At 44.2% G+C, this 22335-nt stretch carries 20 protein-coding genes; 6 read left to right on the top strand and 14 right to left on the bottom strand.

The genetic code is table 11. The features are described from left to right. Positions 1–60: 60 nt before the first annotated feature. Together FTX54_RS02875 and FTX54_RS02870 are read left to right on the top strand one after the other, a co-directional pair. A complete protein-coding gene (locus tag FTX54_RS02875; RefSeq protein WP_187254653.1) occupies positions 61–957 on the top strand; it encodes an ATP-binding cassette domain-containing protein in 897 nt (298 codons plus the stop codon). Beyond that, positions 935–1642 (top strand): hypothetical protein, encoded by a 708-nt coding sequence (locus FTX54_RS02870; RefSeq protein ID WP_147804895.1) that lies wholly within the window; start codon positions 935–937, stop codon positions 1640–1642. Before FTX54_RS02875 ends, FTX54_RS02870 begins: the two co-directional genes overlap by 23 nt. A 141-nt stretch (positions 1643–1783) precedes the next feature. Here the strand turns inward: FTX54_RS02870 and FTX54_RS02865 are convergent, their stop codons facing one another. Both FTX54_RS02865 and FTX54_RS02860 read right to left on the bottom strand, forming a co-directional pair. Continuing rightward, entirely contained in the window at positions 1784–3631 is a 1848-nt protein-coding gene (locus FTX54_RS02865) for a putative bifunctional diguanylate cyclase/phosphodiesterase (protein WP_187254652.1), read from the bottom strand. Between the two features lie 914 nt (positions 3632–4545). Further along, positions 4546–5436 (bottom strand): hypothetical protein, encoded by an 891-nt coding sequence (locus FTX54_RS02860; RefSeq protein ID WP_147804893.1) that lies wholly within the window; start codon positions 5434–5436, stop codon positions 4546–4548. A gap of 846 nt (positions 5437–6282) precedes the next feature. On the opposite strand from FTX54_RS02860, the gene thpD reads away from it, so the two are divergent. Continuing rightward, on the top strand, positions 6283–7212 hold the full coding sequence (gene thpD / locus FTX54_RS02855; RefSeq protein WP_147804892.1) for an ectoine hydroxylase: 930 nt from the start codon (positions 6283–6285) through the stop codon (positions 7210–7212). 158 nt (positions 7213–7370) lie between these two features. Here thpD and FTX54_RS02850 read toward each other — a convergent pair whose 3' ends face one another. From FTX54_RS02850 to pepF, 3 genes are all read right to left on the bottom strand, one after another. Beyond that, entirely contained in the window at positions 7371–7580 is a 210-nt protein-coding gene (locus FTX54_RS02850; RefSeq protein WP_147804891.1) for a tautomerase family protein, read from the bottom strand. Continuing rightward, on the bottom strand, positions 7561–8745 hold the full coding sequence (locus FTX54_RS02845; RefSeq protein ID WP_147804890.1) for a YbfB/YjiJ family MFS transporter: 1185 nt from the start codon (positions 8743–8745) through the stop codon (positions 7561–7563). Before FTX54_RS02845 ends, FTX54_RS02850 begins: the two co-directional genes overlap by 20 nt. A gap of 83 nt (positions 8746–8828) precedes the next feature. Next, a complete protein-coding gene (pepF, locus tag FTX54_RS02840) occupies positions 8829–10634 on the bottom strand; it encodes an oligoendopeptidase F (RefSeq protein ID WP_147804889.1) in 1806 nt (601 codons plus the stop codon). A 258-nt stretch (positions 10635–10892) separates the two neighbouring features. Here pepF and FTX54_RS02835 point away from each other — a divergent pair, with 258 nt between their 5' ends. Next, positions 10893–11306: a hypothetical protein gene (locus FTX54_RS02835; RefSeq protein ID WP_147804888.1), complete on the top strand. Its 414-nt coding sequence runs from the start codon at positions 10893–10895 to the stop codon at positions 11304–11306. A gap of 322 nt (positions 11307–11628) precedes the next feature. Here FTX54_RS02835 and FTX54_RS02830 read toward each other — a convergent pair whose 3' ends face one another. After that, positions 11629–11820 carry a hypothetical protein gene (locus tag FTX54_RS02830; protein WP_147804887.1) on the bottom strand — a complete coding sequence of 64 codons (192 nt, stop codon included), beginning with the start codon at positions 11818–11820 and terminating at the stop codon, positions 11629–11631. Positions 11821–11959: 139 nt separating this feature from the next. Here FTX54_RS02830 and FTX54_RS02825 point away from each other — a divergent pair, with 139 nt between their 5' ends. Further along, a complete protein-coding gene (locus FTX54_RS02825) occupies positions 11960–12235 on the top strand; it encodes a hypothetical protein (protein WP_147804886.1) in 276 nt (91 codons plus the stop codon). Between the two features lie 581 nt (positions 12236–12816). Here FTX54_RS02825 and FTX54_RS02820 read toward each other — a convergent pair. From FTX54_RS02820 to FTX54_RS02795, 6 genes are all read right to left on the bottom strand, one after another. After that, positions 12817–13482, bottom strand: a complete 666-nt coding sequence (locus FTX54_RS02820; protein ID WP_147804885.1) for a lytic transglycosylase domain-containing protein — start codon at positions 13480–13482, stop codon at positions 12817–12819. Between the two features lie 145 nt (positions 13483–13627). Next, complete coding sequence (locus FTX54_RS02815) at positions 13628–14656, bottom strand: zinc-binding alcohol dehydrogenase family protein (protein WP_246125689.1); 1029 nt, start codon at positions 14654–14656, stop codon at positions 13628–13630. A 100-nt stretch (positions 14657–14756) separates the two neighbouring features. Then, positions 14757–14936 carry a CsbD family protein gene (locus FTX54_RS02810; RefSeq protein WP_147804884.1) on the bottom strand — a complete coding sequence of 60 codons (180 nt, stop codon included), beginning with the start codon at positions 14934–14936 and terminating at the stop codon, positions 14757–14759. A gap of 105 nt (positions 14937–15041) precedes the next feature. Next, positions 15042–15992: an SDR family NAD(P)-dependent oxidoreductase gene (locus tag FTX54_RS02805; protein WP_147804883.1), complete on the bottom strand. Its 951-nt coding sequence runs from the start codon at positions 15990–15992 to the stop codon at positions 15042–15044. Between the two features lie 267 nt (positions 15993–16259). Then, a complete protein-coding gene (locus tag FTX54_RS02800) occupies positions 16260–16991 on the bottom strand; it encodes a hypothetical protein (protein WP_147804882.1) in 732 nt (243 codons plus the stop codon). A gap of 503 nt (positions 16992–17494) precedes the next feature. Next, positions 17495–18223 (bottom strand): CPBP family intramembrane glutamic endopeptidase, encoded by a 729-nt coding sequence (locus FTX54_RS02795; protein ID WP_147804881.1) that lies wholly within the window; start codon positions 18221–18223, stop codon positions 17495–17497. Between the two features lie 135 nt (positions 18224–18358). Between FTX54_RS02795 and FTX54_RS02790 the strand changes: the two genes are divergently transcribed. Then, a complete protein-coding gene (locus FTX54_RS02790) occupies positions 18359–19768 on the top strand; it encodes a sodium/glutamate symporter (RefSeq protein WP_147804880.1) in 1410 nt (469 codons plus the stop codon). 397 nt (positions 19769–20165) lie between these two features. On the opposite strand, the gene FTX54_RS02785 is transcribed toward FTX54_RS02790, so the two are convergent. Further along, entirely contained in the window at positions 20166–20549 is a 384-nt protein-coding gene (locus tag FTX54_RS02785; RefSeq protein ID WP_147804879.1) for a spore germination protein GerW family protein, read from the bottom strand. A 278-nt stretch (positions 20550–20827) separates the two neighbouring features. Continuing rightward, a complete protein-coding gene (asnB, locus tag FTX54_RS02780; protein WP_147804878.1) occupies positions 20828–22333 on the bottom strand; it encodes an asparagine synthase B in 1506 nt (501 codons plus the stop codon). Positions 22334–22335: the final 2 nt, after the last annotated feature.

The following is a 22335-nucleotide window of genomic DNA, read 5'->3' as shown; positions in this document are numbered from 1 at the left end:
TGATAACGGCGTACGTTTACGGGCCCAATGGATCGGCTTTCAAAAAAGGAGAGGACAGTTATGAAAGCAGAACTTGAATTTAAACAAGTAAATCTTCACTACGGACCGGTGCACGCATTAAAAAATATCAACCTCGTTTTTCGTCCTCACAAAATATACGGGTTGTTCGGCCGGAACGGTGCCGGTAAAACGTCGCTGTTAAGTCTTATCGCTTCTTTTCAGAAACCCTCTTCAGGCACTGTGACACTGAATGAAGAAACGTTGTTCGAAAACGCCCGCCTTACACCTTTTGTATATTTTGTTTATCCCCGAAGTTTTGAAACAGATTACCACAAAGCAAAACGAAAACTGGAAATTTTAGCCCGGCACCGTGTCTATTTCGATATGGGCTATGCGCTGGATCTGGCCGATAAATTCAAGCTTGATCTGAATTCACCGGTAAATACTTTTTCCAAGGGAATGGCCGGAATTTTCCAGATCATCTGCGGCCTCGCAGCCAGAGCTCCTGTCACCATTTTTGATGAAGCTTATCTCGGGATCGATGAGCCGGTAAGAAAACTCTTTTACGATGAACTGCTTGATGAACAAACCCGCCTCCCCCGGACATTTATTCTGTCTACGCGCTTCGCTTCAGAAATGGAGCATCTTTTAGAGGAAATTATTGTCCTGAGCGAAGGAAAAGTCGTATTGCACGATGATTATACGAGCATTATTTCCAAAGGCATATCGGTAACCGGTGATGCTGAAATCGTTGATGCCATCACAAAACCATATGAGATTTTAAATGAAGAACGACTGGGCACCGGCAAATCCGTAGCCGTTTACGGAGAAATCCCTTCCGAGACTCTTCAACAGGCAAGGAAGTCGGGACTGCGCATCAGCACTCTTCGTTTTCAGGACGTGATTACCCAACTGACAAAGGGGGAGGAGCACAATGAAACGGAGCACCGCCGCTGAACTGTTTATGGAGCTTTTAAAGTGGGCAGGATGGCTGATCGGTATTGTGCTTACTATAAGAATCCTTCAGCATTTACTATATTTCTTTTTTTCTGTTTCTGAAATGGAAATGACCGGTTTCGCAGAATTCGCGCATCAGTTCACTAAAATCTTTATGCTCGTCACAGGACTGCTGATCGTCTACAGGTTCCTTGAGTACTTTGTCAGCAACGGACTGACGAGAAGAGTTTTCTTAACTTCTTCCATTCAGGCCTCTGCAGCAGCCGCTGTCTTATTTGCGGTTATTACCTTCCTGTTACTCGGCATTGAAAATTTCCTGCTCCCGGAAGCTGCGAAGGAAGGAAACTTTCTCTCTGCTTATCCTTTCAACGAGGAAACTAATTTGATTACCTCTTTCATGATCTATATTCTCAGTTCCTGGGTGTACTTTGCACTCGGTATGTTTATCTCTTCCGGCTACTATCGTTATGGGTGGCTTTACGGATTAGGTTTCACTGCTGCCGGTATTGTAATATTAATTTTGGAAAGCTTTCTTTGGGAAACCGAAACTTTTCTGCTCGGCTTTACTTTTCCACCTCAGGCTCTTCCTTTTCTATTTTCTTTCCTTGCCAGTATGCTGCTCGTCATGAGTCTTTTTTTCTTCGCTTTTGTCGTTTTAAAGGATGTCAGAATAAAAATGGAGTAATGGCAGCCTGCTGAGACACCTTAAAAATGAACTGGCATCAGAACCATTGATAAGCCTTCATGACAAACACTGTCATGAAGGCTTAAAGTGATTATTGGTGAATGCATTTCAGGAGAGATTCATTTAAAAATATTCATAGTTTTAAACCGGCATTAATTGCTGCTTTAATATTTTTTCTGTTTCTGCACTCGGAATTGGAGGACTGTATAAATACCCCTGTCCAAACTGACAGCCATTTTCAATCAGGAAAGTAACCTGCTGTTCATTCTCTATTCCTTCAGCAATTATATCCAGTTCCAGATCTTCTGCCATCGTAATCATCGTCTTAACCAGAGAAGCCGTGTTAGAATCAGTAAGCATTTCATCTATAAACGATTTATCAATCTTTACTAAGTCGATAGGCATCTTACTTAGAACACTTAAAGATGAATAACCAGTTCCGAAATCGTCAACAGATACTTTCACCCCCAGTTGTTTAAGTTCATGAAGGGTCACTGAGGTCAGCTCGACGTTCTGCATTACACTCTCTGTTATTTCCACTCCTAAATATTCAGGTGATAGTTGACTTTCCATTAAAGCCTGCCGTATTCTTTCTGCAAAAAGGTCATCTTCAAACTGGATACTTGAAACATTCACAGCCACTTTAATATAAAGACCGGATTTCTGCCACAGCTTATTTTGTCTGCATGCTTCTTTAATGACCCACTCCCCTATTTTTCGGATGAAGCCTGTTTCTTCAGCAACAGGAATAAATTCTAACGGAGAAATCACCCCTAATTCTGGATGTCTCCAACGGAGCAGGGCTTCCACTCCACATATTTCCCCGGATGTTAAAACGATTTTCGGCTGATAATGAAGTTCGAATTCGCTGTTATCTAAAGCAGCTTTTAACCCCTGTTCTATTTTCAACCTTCTCTCCATAATATCTTCGTTCTCATATACATAAAATTGGAAATTATTTTTCCCCCGCTTTTTAGCGAGATACATTGCATTATCTGCTTTTTTCGTAAGCGCGGCTATATTTTCTCCATCTCGTGGATACAAGCTGATCCCAATGCTTGGAGTAGTGAATAATTCTCCTTCTTCCAATTCGAAGGGCGTGCTGAACTCATTCAGGATTCGTGCAGCAATCTTACTTACTTCCGGTTTTTCTATATCATCAAGTAAAATGATAAATTCATCTCCACCGTGACGGGCCACAATATCTGTATCACGAATACATCGACTGATTCTTTTACTGACTTTCTTTAAAAGCTTGTCCCCTATATCGTGCCCCATCGTGTCATTTATAAATTTGAACCTGTCCAAATCGATAAACATAACTGCTAAATTTTGATTATATTGAACACAGCGGGAAATGGCTTTTTGGGAAGATTCTTTGAAAAACCGGCGATTAGGTAAGCCTGTCAAACTATCGTAATATGCCATTTTTTCAAGTTTTTCTTCCAGCTGTTTTCGCTCTGTAATATCATAAGCTACACCATTTAATTTTATCAAGGTACCAGATTCACTAAAAATCGGATTCCCGAAAACCTCCAGCCATCTGATTTCTCCATCCTTGCGGAAAAATCGCCATTCACATTTAGAAGGAGATCCAGCCAGCAGTCTTCTGTAGTGATTATGTACTTTTTCTTGATCTTCAGGGTAAGTTCTCGACATCCAAAGTTCGAAATTCCCTTCGAACTCTTTTGAAGTATAACCAGCAATTTCTTCTATGCCTCTGGAAACTACCAGCTTTTTATCCATTTCGTCGATAACCCAAAGAAATGAATAATTATTATTGAACAGGCTTTCCAACTCTTTTTGCTGCAGTAACTGTGTTTTCGAATGATAAGTCGATTTGTCGTACTGTTTACCCACCCACCATAAAGCGGGCTGAAGAATAAGAATATAAATAATGATCTCGTAATAAGTCACCAGCAGTATTCCCGTGACGTTACGGTAAATGAGCCAGACTATGGTAATCAAAACACTAATAAGACAAATCAATATCCTTCCTGTATATCTCAACGTTTACTTCTCACCTCATTATTTCGTATTCTTAAATCTTTCACAAAAGCTACCTTGAAAATAAAACAGATATGCAATGAATGGCCGCTTTCGTTTCCATGGGGGCGCAGGGCCGGCCTCGCCTAATCCCTTCCTCCCTTCTCTCGGCAGGGGTGGTGCTCGTCCTTATTCGCCCCGGAGTCGACCCCTGTCCACTCCAGCTTACGGTAAAAAGATAGAGAAGTATCTGCCACCTACTAAAGAAGATCCTTTCTTGAACATCCTTCATACCACCTTTATAGAGGAGAAAATCTATTCTTGTAAAAGGGCATTTTCATGCTTCATGGCGCAAAAATATTTGGATGAGCGTCTCTGTTAAAGCTTTAACAGAGCCTTCAAAAAAAGAATACATATTAGCTCAAATTTTACATTATTAAACAAAATATTAAAAGAGCATTCCAGGTATTGGTGATAGTTACAGTTTTTAATAGCTGCGTTGAAAATAAAACACCTCTTAAGAGGAATTCCTTTTTTGGTTCCCCCTTCGATCCTCGTCCGTCTTCGTGTTACGTGTGTCTTGATACTTGAGTCCATAAAGAAGCCCTCATAACAAGGCTGTCATGAGGGCTTCTTTATATTTGATCTGCTGCCTTGAAAATAAAGTAAATAAGCGTGCGCCTTCGTTTCCATGGGGACGCTTTCCGGTCGGGCCGGACTCAGCTAATTCCGTCTCACGGTAAAAAGACAGGGAAGAACCTGCCTTCTAAATTAAAGAAGCCCCCTTCTGACTATCATTCATTCCACAAGCACAGAAGGGAAGTCCCAGCACTATAGAAGATCATTTTCATGCTTCATGGTGCAAAAATATTTTCATGAGTGTCTCTGTTCAAATGAATGATGAGATTAGTACTTGATTACTGATTAGCACGAATGATCGCTGCCATGATATAGCCGATTGCTTCGGTTTTAAAAACATCCGGCGCGGATTCTCCTGTCGGGTTTATCCACGTATACTGCTTCTTATCCGCATCATAAACGAATTCAAGCCTTTCCAGCTCCCTTTTTAAAGATTCAGGAAGTTCATATGTTCCAAACTTCTCCTCATAATAATCGGTGGCATATACATAAAGCTCTACATCGTCCGTGCTTGATGAAATAACAAACAGATCGTTTTCTGATTTGATAATCCACTGACCTTTTGAAAATATTCCGAGCTGAGCACCTTCAAGTCCCGAAATACCATTTAAATTAATGCCGAAAATCTGGTTAATAATTACGCGTGCCTCCGCACCGTCTACATCTCCCCGCTGACGAATGACGCGGTCCATCACCTGGTTTTTTTTCATATCCATTATTCGTTCGTCTCTTATTTCGGATTCCGGATCAAGCTGAAAAGATGCTCTTACATCCTGCATAATCGACTCTTCATAGCTGCTCAGCGTATTGCCGTAATTATTTTTCGAAACATAATCGATATCAATTTCAAATATTCTGTCGACAGCGTCCCTTATACGCGGCCCTGTCTTTTTTCCGTTAAGTTCTTCTAAGTATCTATCCATCACTTCCGCTTTGGGAATATCATTGATAATGTTCCCGGTTTCGGAAGTATATTTTCCGGCATCCAGATTTTCATTTACTAATTTAGTGACTTTGTTATCATACTTCATTTCATTCAACTCCACTGCTTCCAATGTATGATCCTGCGCGTGAACATAACTTCCTTCTGAAAATAATGCAAATGCTGCGAAGACGAGCAGCACCGACGCCAAAGAAGTAAAATTCAAAATTTTAGAAATTTTTATCACATGCTTTCCTCCTTATATATAATTTTACCCTGATATGAGAATACCATACTTTCAGAGAAAAATTAGACATTTTTCTTCATTTCAATTTTAACTTTTTTAAAAATATTATACTGTCATCCACTCCGGGCTTTCATTTGTTTATGCACAAAACCGGGCTGAAACAGGCTTCAGCCGGGAGGATTGATATAAAGTTTTTAACAGTTATTCGTAATGTTACCTTCCCCTTCACCTCCCTGGTTCCGGCAGCTCTCCCTATACGTTGAGCTTTCCTTCCCTGAATTTTCATCACCCATAAATCATTATGTTATAACGTCATTTCGAACGCTGTGCGATCCAGCAGGAGAGGTATGTTTCCAGTCGTTCTTTAACTCGCCGGTTCTGTCATTTAGTCAAATGTCATAAGTTTTTTCCCGTTCGCCTCTCCAATCCCTTCTTGTTGACTGCAGCTGTGCGCCCTGAAAACGTTATAGCGCGAAATACCTTTCCGCGTTACAACGTTTCTGCAGCAATTTCAGGAATAACCGTTATGTTCTACTAGTTTAGATTTTAATAAGTTATCGAAGCCTGTCTTTTTTTCATGTTCCTGTTTAAAGGAGGAAAGAACCGAATCATAAGATAGTATAAACAGCTATTCACTTACAAAAACTAGGCATTAGATCCTAAATTATCCTAATATTGTTTATTTTAGAATGAAGAGGGTACATCAATCAACAGGCATACAACCTTTTATGTAATTTTAAGGAAAGGAGTGAGTATTTTTATATCTTTATTTTATAAGTCTAAAGATGATAAAAGGAAAGCTGCCTGTTTAAAATGATAGTAAATTTTCAAGGAGGAAGATTACCTATGGTCAAAGATATTTATCCATCCCGCGTCAGCGAAACGCCTAAAATGATGGAGCGTCAGGATCCCGTCATTCATAATAGAGAAGCAGCAAAAGATGGACCTCTTACTAATAACCAGCTTGATTTTTACGAGAAGAATGGATATATTATGCTGGAAAAGTTTTTTGACGGTGAAGATTTGAAAATGCTGAAAGAAGAGCTCGATCAGAAGATGAAAGAAAATGAAGACCGCAACGGCCCCGATGTAATTAAGGAGCCGAACAGCAATGAAGTCCGTTCTATTTTTGAAATCCATAAAGACGAAGGTTTTTTCGAGCGTTTATCCCGCGATGAACGGCTTGTTAAGATTATCGAGCAGATTTTAGGCAGCGAGGTTTATATTAACCAGTCCCGCATTAACTTTAAGCCGGGATTTAAAGGAAAAGAGTTTTACTGGCACTCTGACTTTGAAACGTGGCATGTAGAAGACGGTATGCCGCGGATGCGCGCCCTCAGCTGTTCTATCGTGCTTACGGATAACTACGAGTATAACGGGCCACTCATGCTTGTGCCCGGCTCGCAGGACTATTACGTTTCCACTGCAGGAGAGACACCGGACAAAAACTACGAGTCCTCCCTGCAGAAGCAGGAGGTCGGTGTTCCTGATGAAAAGAGCATGGAATGGCTCGTGGAACAGGCCGGCGGACAAATCGACCGCGCTACCGGTCCGGCAGGATCAGTTCTTCTGTTTGACTGTAATACGATGCACGGGTCTGCAGGGAATATTTCCCCTTATCCGAGAAGCAATGTATTCTTTGTTTACAACTCTATCCACAACAAGCTGGAGCAGCCATTCAATGGTAAAGCTCCAAGACCGGAGTTTCTTGCCAATCGTGAAAATATCAAGCCAATCACTCCTGTCAGCGGCTTAAAGCAGACAGAAAAGAATTAAAATAGTCCTCCACGGCCACCGAAAAAGACTAAAAAACCCTTCACGACAACTGCTGTCGTGAAGGTTTTGCTGTGTGCTGAAAACTATTAAGCTGTGTGATTTGTCTTCCGTTCATCACTGCAGCTGAAGCGAGCTTGAAACGGTCCTGGACTATTTAATTACTGTCCTCTTTTTCGCCGTTCTGTAATCTGCTCCCCGCCGAGGCCATAGTTATCTGTATCAATTTCTTCAATTGTGACGACGGTGGAGGCACGGTTTTTATTCAGCGTTTTTTCCAGAAGAGAGGTCGCTCCTTCAATCAGTTCGGCCTTCTCTTCCTTTGTAAGTCCCCCATGTTCCTTTGTTACTTTAATGTTCACGTAAGGCATTTTTCCTCACCCCCTTTTCCTTTTGATGAAGAAAGTGAATTTGAATCATAGCAGCTGCAATGAACCCGGCTGCCAGGAGAAACGCGATACTGTAAGGAGCGATCATAATTAATGCTCCTGCTGCGAGCGGTCCGAGAAGCTGTCCGATTCCATAAAGACCAGTAAGATTCCCGATCGCCCGCTGGCTCTGCCTCGGAAAAGCTTCGTTTGCAAGAGAAATAGTCAGCATCGTAATCCCCATAAAAGTAATTCCGAAGCAGACGGCACTGATCACGATCATCACTTCAGAAGAAGAAAAAACAGGAAGCAGAAGCCCTGTCAGCTGTACTGCATACGCCGCGCGCAGAGCGGAAGAAAGGGTGGCAAGCCTGCTGATCCATGCCCAGAAGAGGCAGGATGGCACTGCCACAATTCCGGCAGCTGCCCATACATAAGGAGCGGACCATCCAAGATCCGTCGTGGACACGACCATGGAAATGATAAATGTAGCGAAAATAATATAGCCGAACCCCTCGCAGAAATAGGCAGTATAAAGACGTCGAAGCTGCTGTTTTTCGTGCTTGGACAGCCGTTTTATTCTTGCCGATTCTTTTTCTTTCCCTCTGTTTTCCGGTTTGAACCCGAGCAGAATCAAGACGTAAAACAGGGCACCTACAATCCCGAGCGTAATCCACCCGGCTTCCCATCCTCCAAACAGGGCAAGTACAGGAGGAAGAAACATTCCCGATAAAAAGATTCCAAAACCGACTCCGCCATAAAGAAAAGCGGCATAATAAGGACTGGAACTTTTCCTGCGGACTTCAGCAAGAATCATGCTCGAAACGAGAACAAAAACAATTCCCCCCGCGATACCGGAAGCAAAGCGAAGGCCGTACCACCACGAAAGGGAAGACGTAAAGCCCATTGCCGTAGTTGTAATCACGCTGGCCAGAATCATCAGGTGCAGAAGAAGGACACTTTTCCTCATCTTGGCAGCAAGAAAAGCTCCGATAAAATAACCAGTATAGTTCACAGACGCAAGCATTCCTGCCTGTATAGAATTTAAATGGGATTCTTCCATATACGGGAGCAGCGGCGTGTACGCAAATCTCCCTATTCCCATCACGATAGCGAGGGCCAGGAAGCCCGTAAACGTTACTGCGACGAGCGGCTTTCTAAAAAACAAAGTTCCTTCCTCCCTATTAAAACGAATAGATCCAGTCTGAAAGCTCCACTAAAAATGAATTTTTCTCATGGGCTGTCCGAAAACTATTTTTCGAAACCTGCTTCCAGACTGTCAACAAGACTGCCGACATAGGCCACGGCCTGTTTGATCGGTTCCTCCGTCGTCATGTCGACTCCGCCCATCTTCATTAATTCAAGGGGCGTCTTTGTTCCTCCTGCTTTGAGAACCTCCAGCCACCGGTCTACAGCAGGCTGTCCTTCTCGTTGGATGGTTTCCGCAGCTGCTGTAGAAGCTGTCAATCCCGCGGAATACGTATATGAGTACAGTCCCATGTAATAATGCGGCTGTCGCATCCAGGTAAGGCCTGCTCCCTCATCGATGTGCACCGCATCCCCCCAGAAATTTTTCAGTACCTCGACCTTCTCCCCGCAGAGGACCTCGGCTGTAATCGGAACACCGCTGTCTGCCATAGCATAAACTCTGCGCTGCAGTTCCCCTTCAAGAATATGCGTCACAAAATTGTGGTAATACGTGCCGAGCGACTGAAGAATAACCCAGCGGCGCATGCGCTCGTCCTCGGATTTGCGCACGATATGCTGGCTGAGAAGAATTTCATTCATGGTCGAAGGGGCTTCAATAAAGTAAAGGGACGGCCTTGTACTTGAAATACGCTGATAGCTTCCAGCCAGGCTGAAGTGCCCGGCATGGCCAAGTTCATGGGCCAGCGTGAAAGCATTCCGCATCGAATTGCTCCACGTCATCATAATATAGGGATGCGCTCCATAAGGGCTCGAACAGAAGGCACCCGAACGTTTCCCTATATTATCGGCGCGGTCCACCCAGCGGTTTTTTACTCCTTTTTCCATGATTTCCATGTATTCAGGACCCATCACTTTTAAAGCTTCCAGAACAAGATCCCCGGCTTCTTCGTAAGTAATTTCCGGATCAAAGCCCGGATCGAGGGGAGCTTTCAAATCAGCGAAGCGCATTTCTTCCAATCCAAGTACACGTTGTTTCAGCTTAGCAAAGCGGCGCATATGGGGTGCGAGCTCTTCCTGGATGGTATCAAGCTGCCGGTGATACATATCCTGCGTCACATCCTGCTTATCAAGCAGCATATCTGTCACCGAAGCGAACCCGCGCATCCCGGCTTCTGTCACCTGCTTTTTCATTTCGGTTGCCTGTGTGGCCGCATAAGTATGTTTGTATTGATTTAATACGGAAGTGAACGTTTCATATGCTTTCCGGCGGATTTCCGTATCGGCCTCTGCCTCATACGTCGCGAAGGAATTGAAAGTGAGCGGAAACTCCCTCCCGTCTTCCGTCTGGAACGAAGGAAAACTCATATCCGACGTTTTGCTGCGCTGATAAATCATGTAAGGAGATTGAAGGACTTCACTGAAAGCAGCAAGGACTTCTTCCGCTGCCGGGTCCAGCCGGTGCGGCCGGCTCCGGATAATATCTCGCAGTGGTTTGCGGAACTCTGCCAGTACAGGCTGCTCTTCAATGTATCCTTCCAGCTGTTCTTCCGTCAATGTGAGAATTTCTGATTCAATAAACGCTGTCTCTCTCTGCACAAGTGCATAGAGCGATGCGGCCCGGGCTGATAAGTTCTGGTTGGCAGGATCTGTCCCGTCTGCAGAATCTTTCAGCGAGGCATATGTAACGATGTTCATTATTTTTTCTTTCAGCTCATCCCATTGTTCCAAACAGGCAAGCAATGCAGCGGCATCCGCCGTCACTTCCCCCCTGTAAACTGTTAGTTTTTCTATTTCAAGGGGAATATCTGCCGCTTCCTTCTCCCATGATTCTTCCGTCGAAAATAAATCAGTTAAATTCCAGGTTTCCTGAGCAGGTATATCTTGCCTCATTTTCGTTTTTTCTGCCATTCTATTTTCAGCTCCTCGATAATGAATGATAAAAACATGCTTACAGGTGCTAGTTTCAGTGTATCATTTCTCAAAGAAATCTGAACTACCTTAAATACGAACGTCGTCACATTTCCTCTTCAGATTTTGATAAATTGTCCATGAATCTATAATGTTCTTTGCACTTTTGTAACGATTCGGTGATAGTTGCATGACATTGGCAATTTATTTGAAATAGTCCTGTATGATGAAGAAAAGCAGAACGGAAGGAAGGATCGCATGAAAGCAGCACTTCTCGGGACGCTGCTGCTTCTACTCTGTATATTTGGATGCAGCAGCGGAACCATTTATGACGCTTTTCCGGAACTGGAAGAATCAGGCCTCCATGCCGTGGTCTTTGTAACAGATATAAATGAGGAAGCCAACCATGCTTATTTGGATGCCCTTCTGGCAATTCAGCATTCCTCCCCAATCGAAACACATGTCGCTACCGCCTCCGAACATGCTGTGGAAGCCGGCCAGTTCGAAATTACCACATATCCGTGTTTAATATTAATGGAAGATCAGGAAGTCCGTTTAAAAATTGAAGGCAGCTATCCGCTTGAAATCATTGAAGAAAAACTTCTTACGGAAGTAAATCGTTTCTCGAAAGAATCATGGATGAGATCCATCCAGAAGGTGGATAAAGCCTAGGCTGACGAGCCCCTTCGCATAAAAGAGCTCTTCGTGACGACGTATCGTCAAGAAGAGCTCTTTTTATTTTCCTGCTGATTTTCTGGATCTTCTCCCTCTAATTTTACTGGAGAAGGATTCTTTCTTCTTGCTTGTTGGCTGCTCGTTTCCGGAAGCATGAGCCTTGTAGAAGCAAAAAGTCCGGGATGGCTCTCATCAATTACCGGCTCATTCGTATCTTTTTTAAACAGGGAAGTTTTTCCGATATAAAGTCTTTCCGGTTCCTCGTTCCCCTGAGGAGTAAAATCAAGTCTCGAAAAATACGGTTTGTTTTCGACCGCTTTTAAATTACGCAGATCCCTTTCCGTAGTAAGGAACTGTCCAGGTGGTCCAGATCTACCATCGCCTGTTTCATGTTACCTTTAAAATCCAGCCTTTTCGCTTCCGCAGCCTGGATCACCTGTTTCATATAATCGACTGTAAACTGAAGTCGTTCTTCTTCCTGCTGATAATCTTCGTGTTCCCGTGCATCCACGTCCGATCACTCTCCTGACCGTATTTTATCAGTTCCTCTCGTTCCTTTGTAGTCCTATCTATCTTCCACGGGCACGTTTCCACTTCGTTTTAATTTTTCAATACAGAAAGCCTGCTGGTTGAATCAAGAATGTACTAAAGTGGATACCAGTGCCAGGGCAGAGACGCCTGCAGTAAAAGAAAGCGGGAAGATCCTCCCGGAGGTCAGGGGAGCCGCATGCACTTTAAAAACAACACAGAGCTTGGTTCTTACGCGAAAAAGGGACTTGGCTTTTCGGCTTAGGAATACAGCACCTAACTTTACTGAAAAAGTTGCTGAGCCAGGCTTAAACGGCAGAACTTTCAAGGAGGAAATTAACTTTTTTGTAAGATATAGTTTGTTTTCTTCAAACGTACGTAAGAACCCAGAGCTTTAAAAGAGACACGCATGCAGGATCGCTGCACCATGATGGATGTAAACAGGCTTCTTTTATAAAAATGAAGCTTTCCCTTTATGCAGGTGGAATCATTGGTGTTCAAGAAGAGGTTTCTTTTTAGAAGGCAGATGCTGTCCTGTCTTTTACCGTGAGCTGGAGTGGCCATGGGGCGACTCCGATGCGAATGAGGACGAGCTGAAGATCCATCCCGCACGACCTCCGGGAGGACGGGATTAGCTGAAGCCGGCCCGCCCGGAAAGCGTCCCCATGGAAACGAAAGCGCCCGTTCACCGCTTCAATACTTTATTTTCAAGGCATCCTTTCAAAAAGAAGAAACTTCTTCTTATCTCCCTGCTGCAGGCGCATAGGGCGGCTCCGAGGCGATCATGGACGAGCCGAACATCCATTTCTTCCAACGTGCAGGTGGAAGCAGCGAACCGTATATTGTACATTAAAAACACTTTATAAACAGCCTGAAAAGAAGCCGGTCTATAGAGCTTAGACCGGCTTCTTCCCTCTATTTCATTAATTCTGTTGAAATCAGCTGTTCTTCCTGTACTTTTCCCAGCGTATCCATATTTCTAATTATTAGTATAATCGAGTGCATATTCATAATGCACTTCTTCATATCCTTCTTCGTAATTTTCCATATAATCAAGAACGTCCAGTACGTACCAGTCAGCACGGTTGTAAGCGTAGACGGCATCGTAAAGTCTGCCTTCATCCGCTCCTGACTGCGCAAGGTAATTCGCTGCACTGAATACGGCATCTTCTATATCATAAGGATCTGCCGTGCCGCTGCCGCTTCCGTCTACTCCGTAGCCGCCGTATTCCGCAATCGCTTCAGGATCAGTTTTTGTTTCCTCTGAAATATCTCCCTTCCCCGCTTCTCCGCAGGTTGGGTGGCTCCATCCCGTCCACGTACAGGGCATAAATTGAAGATGGCCTTCCGCTCCAACCGGGCTTAGCAGGGGATCCATCGTGGAAAAAACGGTCTCTATACGATGAACCGCTGCAAGCAGTTTCCATGGAATCTCATATTCTTCCGCCGCTTCCTGATAAATTGGAATAAAATCGGCCGGAATTTCATTAGCTGCAATTTCCTGTGATGATGTTGTTGAAGAACTGTTACTCTCCGGCGAACTGGAATGCTGATAGGAAATAAAGGCATACAGAACCCCTACGAAAAGAATAATTGCTGCTACAGCCACTGTAAGCCGCATACTTGTGTTCAACGTTTTTTTCATCACAGAACCTCTTTCATCTCTTAATCACTGTTCTTTATTATAGAACATCGTGAAGAAAATAGCATCTTTTCTCCGGAGAAAGGCCCTTTTTCTGTTTTCTTCGCTCTCCGGAAATGAAGTCAGAATCCAAATATTCTGCAGGTGTCTAGTCTATTTTTATGACCAGCTTCCCGATCATTTTTCCTTCCTCTACAATCTGATGCGCTTCCCGGAATGTTTCGGCTCTCAGACCCTGCATTTTCTTTGTAGCTGTTGTCTGAATGTCACCGTTCTCGATTAAGCGGGCCGTTTCCTTTAATAGACGGTGCTGCTCTATCATATCTTCCGTCTGATAAATCGGCCGGGTAAACATAAATTCCCAGAGAAAAGCAGCACTCTTATTTTTAATCAAGTTCATATCCAGTTCTTCCTTTGATTCTACAATCGAGCAGATTTTCCCCTGGGGAGCGATCACTTCACTCATGTTTTCCCAGTGCGTTTCCGTCGAATTCATGCAGAAGATAAAGTCCACTTCCTGAATTCCATGCTCCTGCAGCTGTTCAGGAAAATCCTTATAGTGATTGATGAAGTAATCTGCCCCGTTTTTCTTTGCCCACTCTGCCGTTTCTTCGCGTGAGACCGTTCCAATGACCGTAAGGCCGGCGTATTTAGCGAGCTGCACGGCAATAGATCCGACACCGCCGGCAGCGCCTACCATCAATATCTTTTTCCCTTCATTGTCTTCCGGGTTTATGGAAATACCCATGCGGTGAAACAACGCTTCCCAGGCCGTAATGGTCGTAAGCGGCATCGCTGCAGCATCGGAAAAATCAAGATTTTCAGGTTTTTTTGCTGCTATCCGCTCATCTACCAGATGGAATTCGCTGTTAGAGCCCTGACGGTTCACCGCGCCTGCATAATACACTTCATCCCCGGGCTGGAACAGTTCTACTTCGTCTCCTGTATCCTTTACAACTCCCGCGGCATCCCAGCCGAGGATTTTCGGCTCTTCTTCTTTTCCTTCTTTTGGAGCGCGGATTTTCGTATCCACCGGATTAACGGATACCGCTTTTACTTCCACGAGAATATCTTTCCCTTTTGCTTTCGGTTTTTTCACTTTTACATCCTGCAGACTTTTCGGATCATCTATAGGTAAATATTCGTAAAGACCGACGGCTTTCATTTTATCTGCCATGTGCTCATCTCCTTTGTGATGATTCTGTTGCTTCACTATATCAAAGAAATCAACCCGCCGGTGACGACGGGTTGATTTTTCCAAACCTGATGAAACCAGCTTACAATTTCTCTTTGAAATCTCCTTTTGTCTTCTGGTAATCACTTTTCATTTTGTCCTTTTTTCCTTCTGACTCTTTTTGTTTATTGTCAGCAGCGTTTCCGTACTGTTCCTTTACTTCTCCCTTTACTTTGTTTACTTTACTTTTCACTTTATCGCTCATTCCGTCATTTTTAGCCATTTAAAATTCACCCCTGGTTAAATTATTTATACATATCTGTTCCCTCTTCCTTCTATAAAAAAACTACCTGCTGTTTTTTTATAGATTTTTCTCAATAATCCCAATTTACAACGGCTGCTTGTTCGTAAGCTCACCGCATAATTCCCACAGCTCATTTTGAACTTTTTCATTATCTGCATAAAAGGGATAATAATCGGCATGCAGAACCTGTTTTGTCTGCATGGAAAACGATGGATTTTTGGATGCCGGCTCCATCACCTGCAGTCGATGATTAATCAGCTTTCCGGAGATTTCACCAAACTGGCTGTAAGAACAGACCTGCAAATATTTTTCCGCCATTTTATCCGGAGGCGGAAAGAACAGATTTTGAATGCGGGCTGCTGCTTTCCATGGATAAGCTATCCCTTCAAGGGTGGACTTTGACATTTTGGCTCCGTTTATCTGCAGGGCGTGAAAGCTGATAGGAGTTCCCCTGTATACAGATGCCTGTTTAAACATCAGCATCACTAAAGCCATTTTCGAATCGCGGTACTGATCATAGACCGTGAATGTATCTTGTACCGGCCAGGGACCGGTAACCCTGTTTAAACGAAGTTCTTTTTTCGGATCGAAAAAATGTTTGATAATGTTACTTGACGCATGAAGCACCCGGGGATCTTCAGCCTTTAAAAGCAGCTCTTTTAATTCTTCCGTTAGAAGGTACGGCCCCACTGTATTGACAGCAAAAGTAAGTTCTATTCCGTCTTCGCTCAGCCGGTGGGGCGAGCCGTGCGCAAAATAGGCCGCATTATTAATTAAAGCGTCCAGTTTCATGAAACGGCCTTTCACCTGGCGGGAAAAATGACGAACAGACTGAAAAGAGGAGAGGTCCACCTGCAGCATAGTGATTCGTTCATTTTTCGCAGCCCGCACAACGGCCCGTCTCGCTTCCATGCCTTTCAGTTCATTGCGGCAGGCCATTATAACGTTCCATCCCTCATGTGCAAAAAGAACAGAAGCAGCCAGTCCTATTCCTGAGTTTGCTCCTGTAATCAGTACTGTTTTATGAGTATTCATCCCTTCTCCTCCCTTAACTTCTCTCTTTTTTCTGTATTAGATATTTCACAGGTCGTGTTCAATCATGGTTTTTCTATCTGCCCTGATAATGTTCGCCGGTGTTAGTTTCGGGAAACTCTGCTGATAAAGTTATTTGTTCTAAACAACGATAAGTGGGAACTGTATATTTTCTTCATTCTATTTCCTGATAAAAATATCCTCCCCCCTTTTCCCGAAGAAAAAAGCCTTCCGGAACATTTGCTCCGGAAGGCCTGGTTGTTTCTTTACTTATTCTTCTTCCACACCAGCCAGGGTGTTAGTTGAAAATTCTGCAGTCCAGCTGTCTTCTTCTGCTACAGAAATTTCTGTGCCTTCGTATTCAGCAATAAGGTCCCATGATCCTTCAGAAGTGAATTCAGCAATTGTACCTGCTCCAGTAATTTCCGCTTCTGTCTGAGACTCGCTCCAGGAAAGGAATTCGGCTCCTTCATGGGAAGCTTCCGCCTCAGAAACTTCATCAAAAGAAGGGAAAACAGAGTCATCTTCAAGATCTCCACTAAGCTCATAAGAGAACTGAATCATGATGGAAGATTCAATATTCTCCATCTCTACACCAGGTACAGCATACTCTCCTGACGCCTCACCGGATTCTTCAGCTTCTCCCGCTTCAGGAGAAGCTGAAAATTCCAGCATTTCGGCTTCTTTCGCTGTGGAAATAAGCTCAAACGCTTCTTCCAGTTCATCAAGAGAAGCTTCCGGGGCATCCCCGCTCCCTTCCGCTGTGGTGATTTCCAGCCCGTATTCACCGGCCAGGTCTTCTACTTCGCCGCCCCCGGCTTCTTCGTTTCCAGTTTCGTTTTCCTCTGCTTCGTTTTCTTCCGGTTCTTCTGCTGCATTATTATTTGTTTCAGCAGCATTATTTCCGTTTGTATTTTCTTCTGTTTCTGCATCATTTCCTCCGCATGCAGCTAAAACAAATGGAACTGCCGCGAGAGACATCAGTTTGAAATTTGCTTTCATAAACGAAACACCCTTTGTCAATTATTGTATTCTCTATTCATTTTAAAGCAACAGGCATACAAATAATCTCTCGAAAATCTAATTTTCTATGTGAAAATATGAAATCTTTAATTCTGTTCTTCCAGTAAAACATATTAATTGAACTAAATATTTATAAATATAGAATGTATCACCTCGAAAGCGGTCTTTCCTGTCGAAAGAAAAAGGATGTTATCATTTTTATCGGCAGACCATACCAGCAGAAAGAACAGAAATGGAGAACAGGCTGCTGAAGGGCACATCGGGCGGATCAGGACGAGCCGAAAATCCATCCCGCCCGACCGCAGGGAGGAAGGGATTAGCTGAGACCGGCCTGGAGCATCCCCATGAAAACGAAAACGTCCGGTTACAGAAGCGGAGACTAATTATTAAGTTCAACATATATAGCTGCTTAAAAAAGGTTTTCTGTCAGGAATGAAGAAAACCGTTACTTTTACAGTTGGGCAGCAGTCTCTTACACGTGATTAAGACAAGAAGACCAGCAGGCTCAGTGAGGCAAAAATATTGCCCATACAATGAACAAAGATGCCGACATATATATTTCTCATCCGGTACACGACATAGCACATTGGAATAAGCCCAATCATTCGACCGATATTCTGCCAGGGGGAAAAGAAATGATAAACGGAAAACAACACAGCGTTCAGCACCGGGGCAGCAGCTTTGAAGTGTTCGATTCGCGGCAGTAAATAGCCGCGGAAATACAATTCTTCAACGACCGGCCCGAGCAGTCCATTCAACAGAAGCATGAAGATAATAAGAGTAACAAGCATCGCATTCGAGTAGACAGAGAAGTCTTCGATAACGAAAAACCAGGCCGGAAGCCAGTTAAACAAACTATCCATAATCGGCTGATCAAGCCATCCCGCAATCAGCAGCGTTATGCCTGACCAGAGAAACAGGACCAGGATCAGCAGTACAAATAACCATTTTGACATCGGCCTGGTATAAACGAGCGCCGCTTTAAGAGAATAGTTCCCGTACTGTTTTTTACTTGCCCATAAAATCACACCCAGCTGAAAAGGGACCAGTGCAGTTATGATGGCAAATAAAATACCGAACAGGACAGGTATATTATTTTGATACAAAATTGGTGCAGAGGCGATAAATACGAGCAGTATCAAAAGACCAGGGAACAAATGCAGAAAAACCGACTTGCCTAATGAATGCTGTTCAATCACTTTTTCTTCCATATCATCACCCCGGCTTCTATTTTTGATTTAACATACATTTATAGAATTTTCTGGTGGATATTATTCTTTTTCAGGGTATGTATATTGAAGGCAGTGTTTTATACATAAACTCAATTATGAGAGGAGTTCTCACTCATGACAGCAAATGAAGTCGGTTTTGCTTTTCTTATCCTCGGTATTTTCCTCGTCCTCGGAAAGTGGATACGTGTTTATTCCAGCCTTATGCAGCAGCTGTTTCTTCCTTCCTCCATCATTGCCGGGCTGATAGCCCTCCTCATCGGACCGGAAGTGCTGGGAGCTGCAGCCGCTGCTGTTTTTTCACCAGACCATTTTCTTGCCCAGGGGCTCCTTACGGAAACGATTCTTGAAGTCTGGGCTGCTCTTCCCGGCCTGTTTATTAACATTGTATTTGCCTCTCTTTTCATTGGAACTACTCTGCCCAGCCTGAAAAAGGTATGGATTATCGGTGGTCCGCAGGTAGCCATGGGGCAGATGGTTTCCTGGGGGCAGTACGCATTAGGGATGCTCCTCGTAATCCTGATTCTTACTCCTTTTTTCGGAACCAATCCACTGGCAGGAGCTTTAATTGAAATCAGTTTTGTCGGTGGACACGGCACAGCAGCTGGTCTCGGGGAAACATTCGATGAACTCGGTTTTGCGGAAGGGTACGATCTTTCCGTCGGTCTTGCCACCATTGGTATTTTAAGCGGGGTCATTATAGGTATTATCCTTATTAACATTGGTGCAAGAACCGGGAAAGCGAAATATGTTGGCGGTAAAGCCTCCTTTTCCAGCAAAGGACAGCACGGCATCGTCGATTTACATAACCGGGATGCCAGCGGAGATATGACGACCCGTCCCGAATCAGTCGATCCGTTGTCGATCCACATTGCTTATGTAGGACTGGCGATCGGAATCGGCTGGGTGCTGCTTGAAGGATTCGTATGGCTGGAAGCAGTAACCTACGGTGCTGCTACCGACGTCTATTTGTTCGAATATGTACCCCTTTTTCCGCTGGCTATGATCGGCGGTATTATCGTACAGATTCTGTCGGATAAGCTTGACCGGTTCCAGGTCATTGACCGGAAAACAATCAACCGCGTAAGCGGCCTTTCACTTGATATTCTGATCGTAAGTGCTCTGGCAACTATCTCCGTTTCTGTAATTGGCGATAACCTGGTCACCTTTGTTTCACTTGCCGTTTTAGGAATTGTCTGGAACGTTTTTGCTTTCCTTTACCTGGCACCGAAAATGATTCCCTCCTATTGGTTTGAGCGCGGACTAGGTGATTTCGGTCAGGCTACCGGGATTGCCGCTACCGGTTTACTGCTGATGAAAGTGGCCGACCCTAACAATGAAACTCCCGCTCTGGAAGGGTTTGGATATAAGCAGGTCCTGTTTGAACCGTTTGTCGGCGGGGGACTTGTAACCGCCGCTGCCATGCCGCTCATTTTCCAGTTCGGAGCTGTGCCGTTTCTTATAGGCTGTTCGGCTGTTACGATTGCCTGGATGATCTTTGGCCTTTTATACTTCGGAAAAAAATAATGCGGTTAATTTCACCGGGATTTTATAAAGCCTTCGGGACGGCATTCGTCCTGAAGGCTTTACCCGGTTATAGTATAAGTATATGCGCCAATTCCCACCGGAGCAGACAAGGAAACTCCATCAATCAAAGGAAAAGCCTTTCTGAGCGGCCAATCATTTCTCTTTCTTTATCTTTTGCGGAAAGCCCTCCGTTCAGCATAGGGAGCACAGGCAGCACAAACAATGATTTTTTCATTTTTGTCATTGAAATATTTATAGGTCTGACTGGTCCGTTTTTTGCAGAAATGACAGGTTTTCTTTCCGAACAACTCTTTAAGGTTCACTTTTTATCATCCCCCCCTTTCCGACGAAAAGGAAACTGACCTTCAGTCTGCCGATTCCTCTTCATCCGGATTTTTTATCTGTTTCCGCAGTTGTTTGATTTCGAACCTAACAGCATGGCGAGCCCGGTAATAATTAAAGGAATAATAAAGATCATTTCCAGAGGCACCACCGGTTTGTAAGTGGTTTTTTCGTCTGTAATATCGTAAACACCCACCGGCTTAATCAAAAACTGTCCACCGCCTCCTTCTCCTCCGCTGCCTTTTTTGTTTTCACTTTCATCCCCATCTTCGTATCCGCTTCCGGCACCCAGATTATATTTCACTTTGGCAACAGGCAGAATCGTCCGGTGTTCAAGTTTAATAGGATCCCCATAAACGAGCGTCACATCCCTCTTCTCGGCAAACTTATCAAAAATGGACTGCAGCGGGAATCTTTTCATTGATTTTTCCTCATTCATACGTATCACTCCTCCAGTTTACTACTTTAACCTTTCGCCGTACCCGCCTTCATTTCCTTTATATGTTAGAAATAATCATCCTTTATATAGAACATTGCTTTCCTGCCTCCTTCGGGATCTTCCGATCTCTTTCTTTCCGGGACATGTTTCCGCTTCGATTTTTCTTCCAGAACAATATTTTTCGTATTTGACAGCACGGCATGCAAAAGAAAATAAAAACGGAACCACAAAAAAACATCCCCCGGGAATGAATCTCGGGAAGATGCAGTGAATCGTATTTAACTTGTTGCCCAGTGTCCTACGGTAGTGAGAATGGAATCGTGCGGGAAGTGCTCTTTAAAGATTTCATAATAAAGGAGCTCCTGCTTGGAACGAACCCATTCATTTTCTTTATTTGCCTCAGCCACTTCTTCCTCCGTGTACTGCGTTTCCGCATACTTTTCCAAAATATCCAGCGCTCCGCTTCCTTCCGAAAACTCTGCTTTCGAGCGCCAGATAATATTGTCTGCAAGCTCTCCATCGTATGCTTTTCGAAGGATCCACTTTTCAATCTCGTCTTCTCCGAGCTTGAGCTGGGAAGGAATTTTCAAAGCATATTCAATGAGCTGCAGGTCGAGGAACGGCACACGCAGCTCCAGAGAATGGGCCATGCTCATACGATCGGCACGCTGAAGGTTGATGTTGTGCAGCGTATTGATGATCCGCAGCAGCTCTTCATTTAACTCTTTCGTGTTATTTATCTCTTTCAAATAACTGTATCCGGAGAAGAGCTCATCCGCACCTTCGCCCGAGAGAATCACTTTGACGTGTTCGGCAGCAAGCTTTGAAACGAAATAGCTTGGAATCGCGCTCCGGACGAGGGATGAATCATAGGACTCCAGATGATAAATAACTTCCGGAAGCGCTTCAACGAGCTCCTTTTCCGTATAAATATATTCGTAGTGCTCTGTGCCGATTTCCTCTGCCACTTCCCGTGCCCGCAGCACGTCTTCGCTGCCTTCACTCCCAACGCAGAAAGACTTCATCGGATTACTTGTTTTTCTTTTTTCATGGGCTATTTTTGCAATCAGGCTGCTGTCGAGACCCCCGCTCAGCAGGACGCCGACTTCCACGTCGGCCATCAGTCGTTTTTCCACCGCTTCTCCAAGCTCTCTGCGAATGCCGGCAAGCATCTGCGGAACATCTTTCTCGTCATAAATTTCTTCATCCGCCGGCAGGTTAATTTTGCGGTAGGAAACAAAACCTTCCTCCGGTGTATAGTAATGTCCGGCTGGAAATTCGTTTACATCGTCCGTCACGACATACAGCGTTTTCACTTCCGAGGCAAAAACCATGTTGCCAGCTTGGTCTTTACCATAGTAGAGAGGCTTGATGCCGAGGGTATCCCGTGCAGCCATGAACGTCTCGTTTTCGTTATCGACAATAACGTAGCCGAACATGCCGTCCATGCGTCGCACCGATGACGCCCCTTCTTTTTCGTACCATTTCAAAGCAAGTTCACTGTCAGATTCCGTTAAATAGGCTGTATCGGACGGAAGATCCCTCTGCAGCTGGCGGTAATTATAAATTTCGCCATTAACGACTATCCATTTTGATTCATCCGCATTGCTGATCGGCTGTTTTCCGTGATTAACTCCGACGATCGACAGCCGCTGGTGACCGAGGTGAAATGATTCCATTTTCTTATCGGAACCTTCATCCGGCCCCCGGTGCGTCATCGAAGCGAGCACCCTGTCCATCTTTTCGTTATTAATCGTTCCTGTCATTGCAAAAATACCGCACATTG

It is taken from the genome of Alkalicoccus halolimnae (assembly GCF_008014775.2).
Taxonomy (GTDB): Bacteria; Bacillota; Bacilli; order Bacillales; family Salisediminibacteriaceae; genus Alkalicoccus; species Alkalicoccus halolimnae.
Note: the sequence above shows the minus strand (reverse complement) of the source record. Positions and strands in the feature narration are given on the sequence as shown.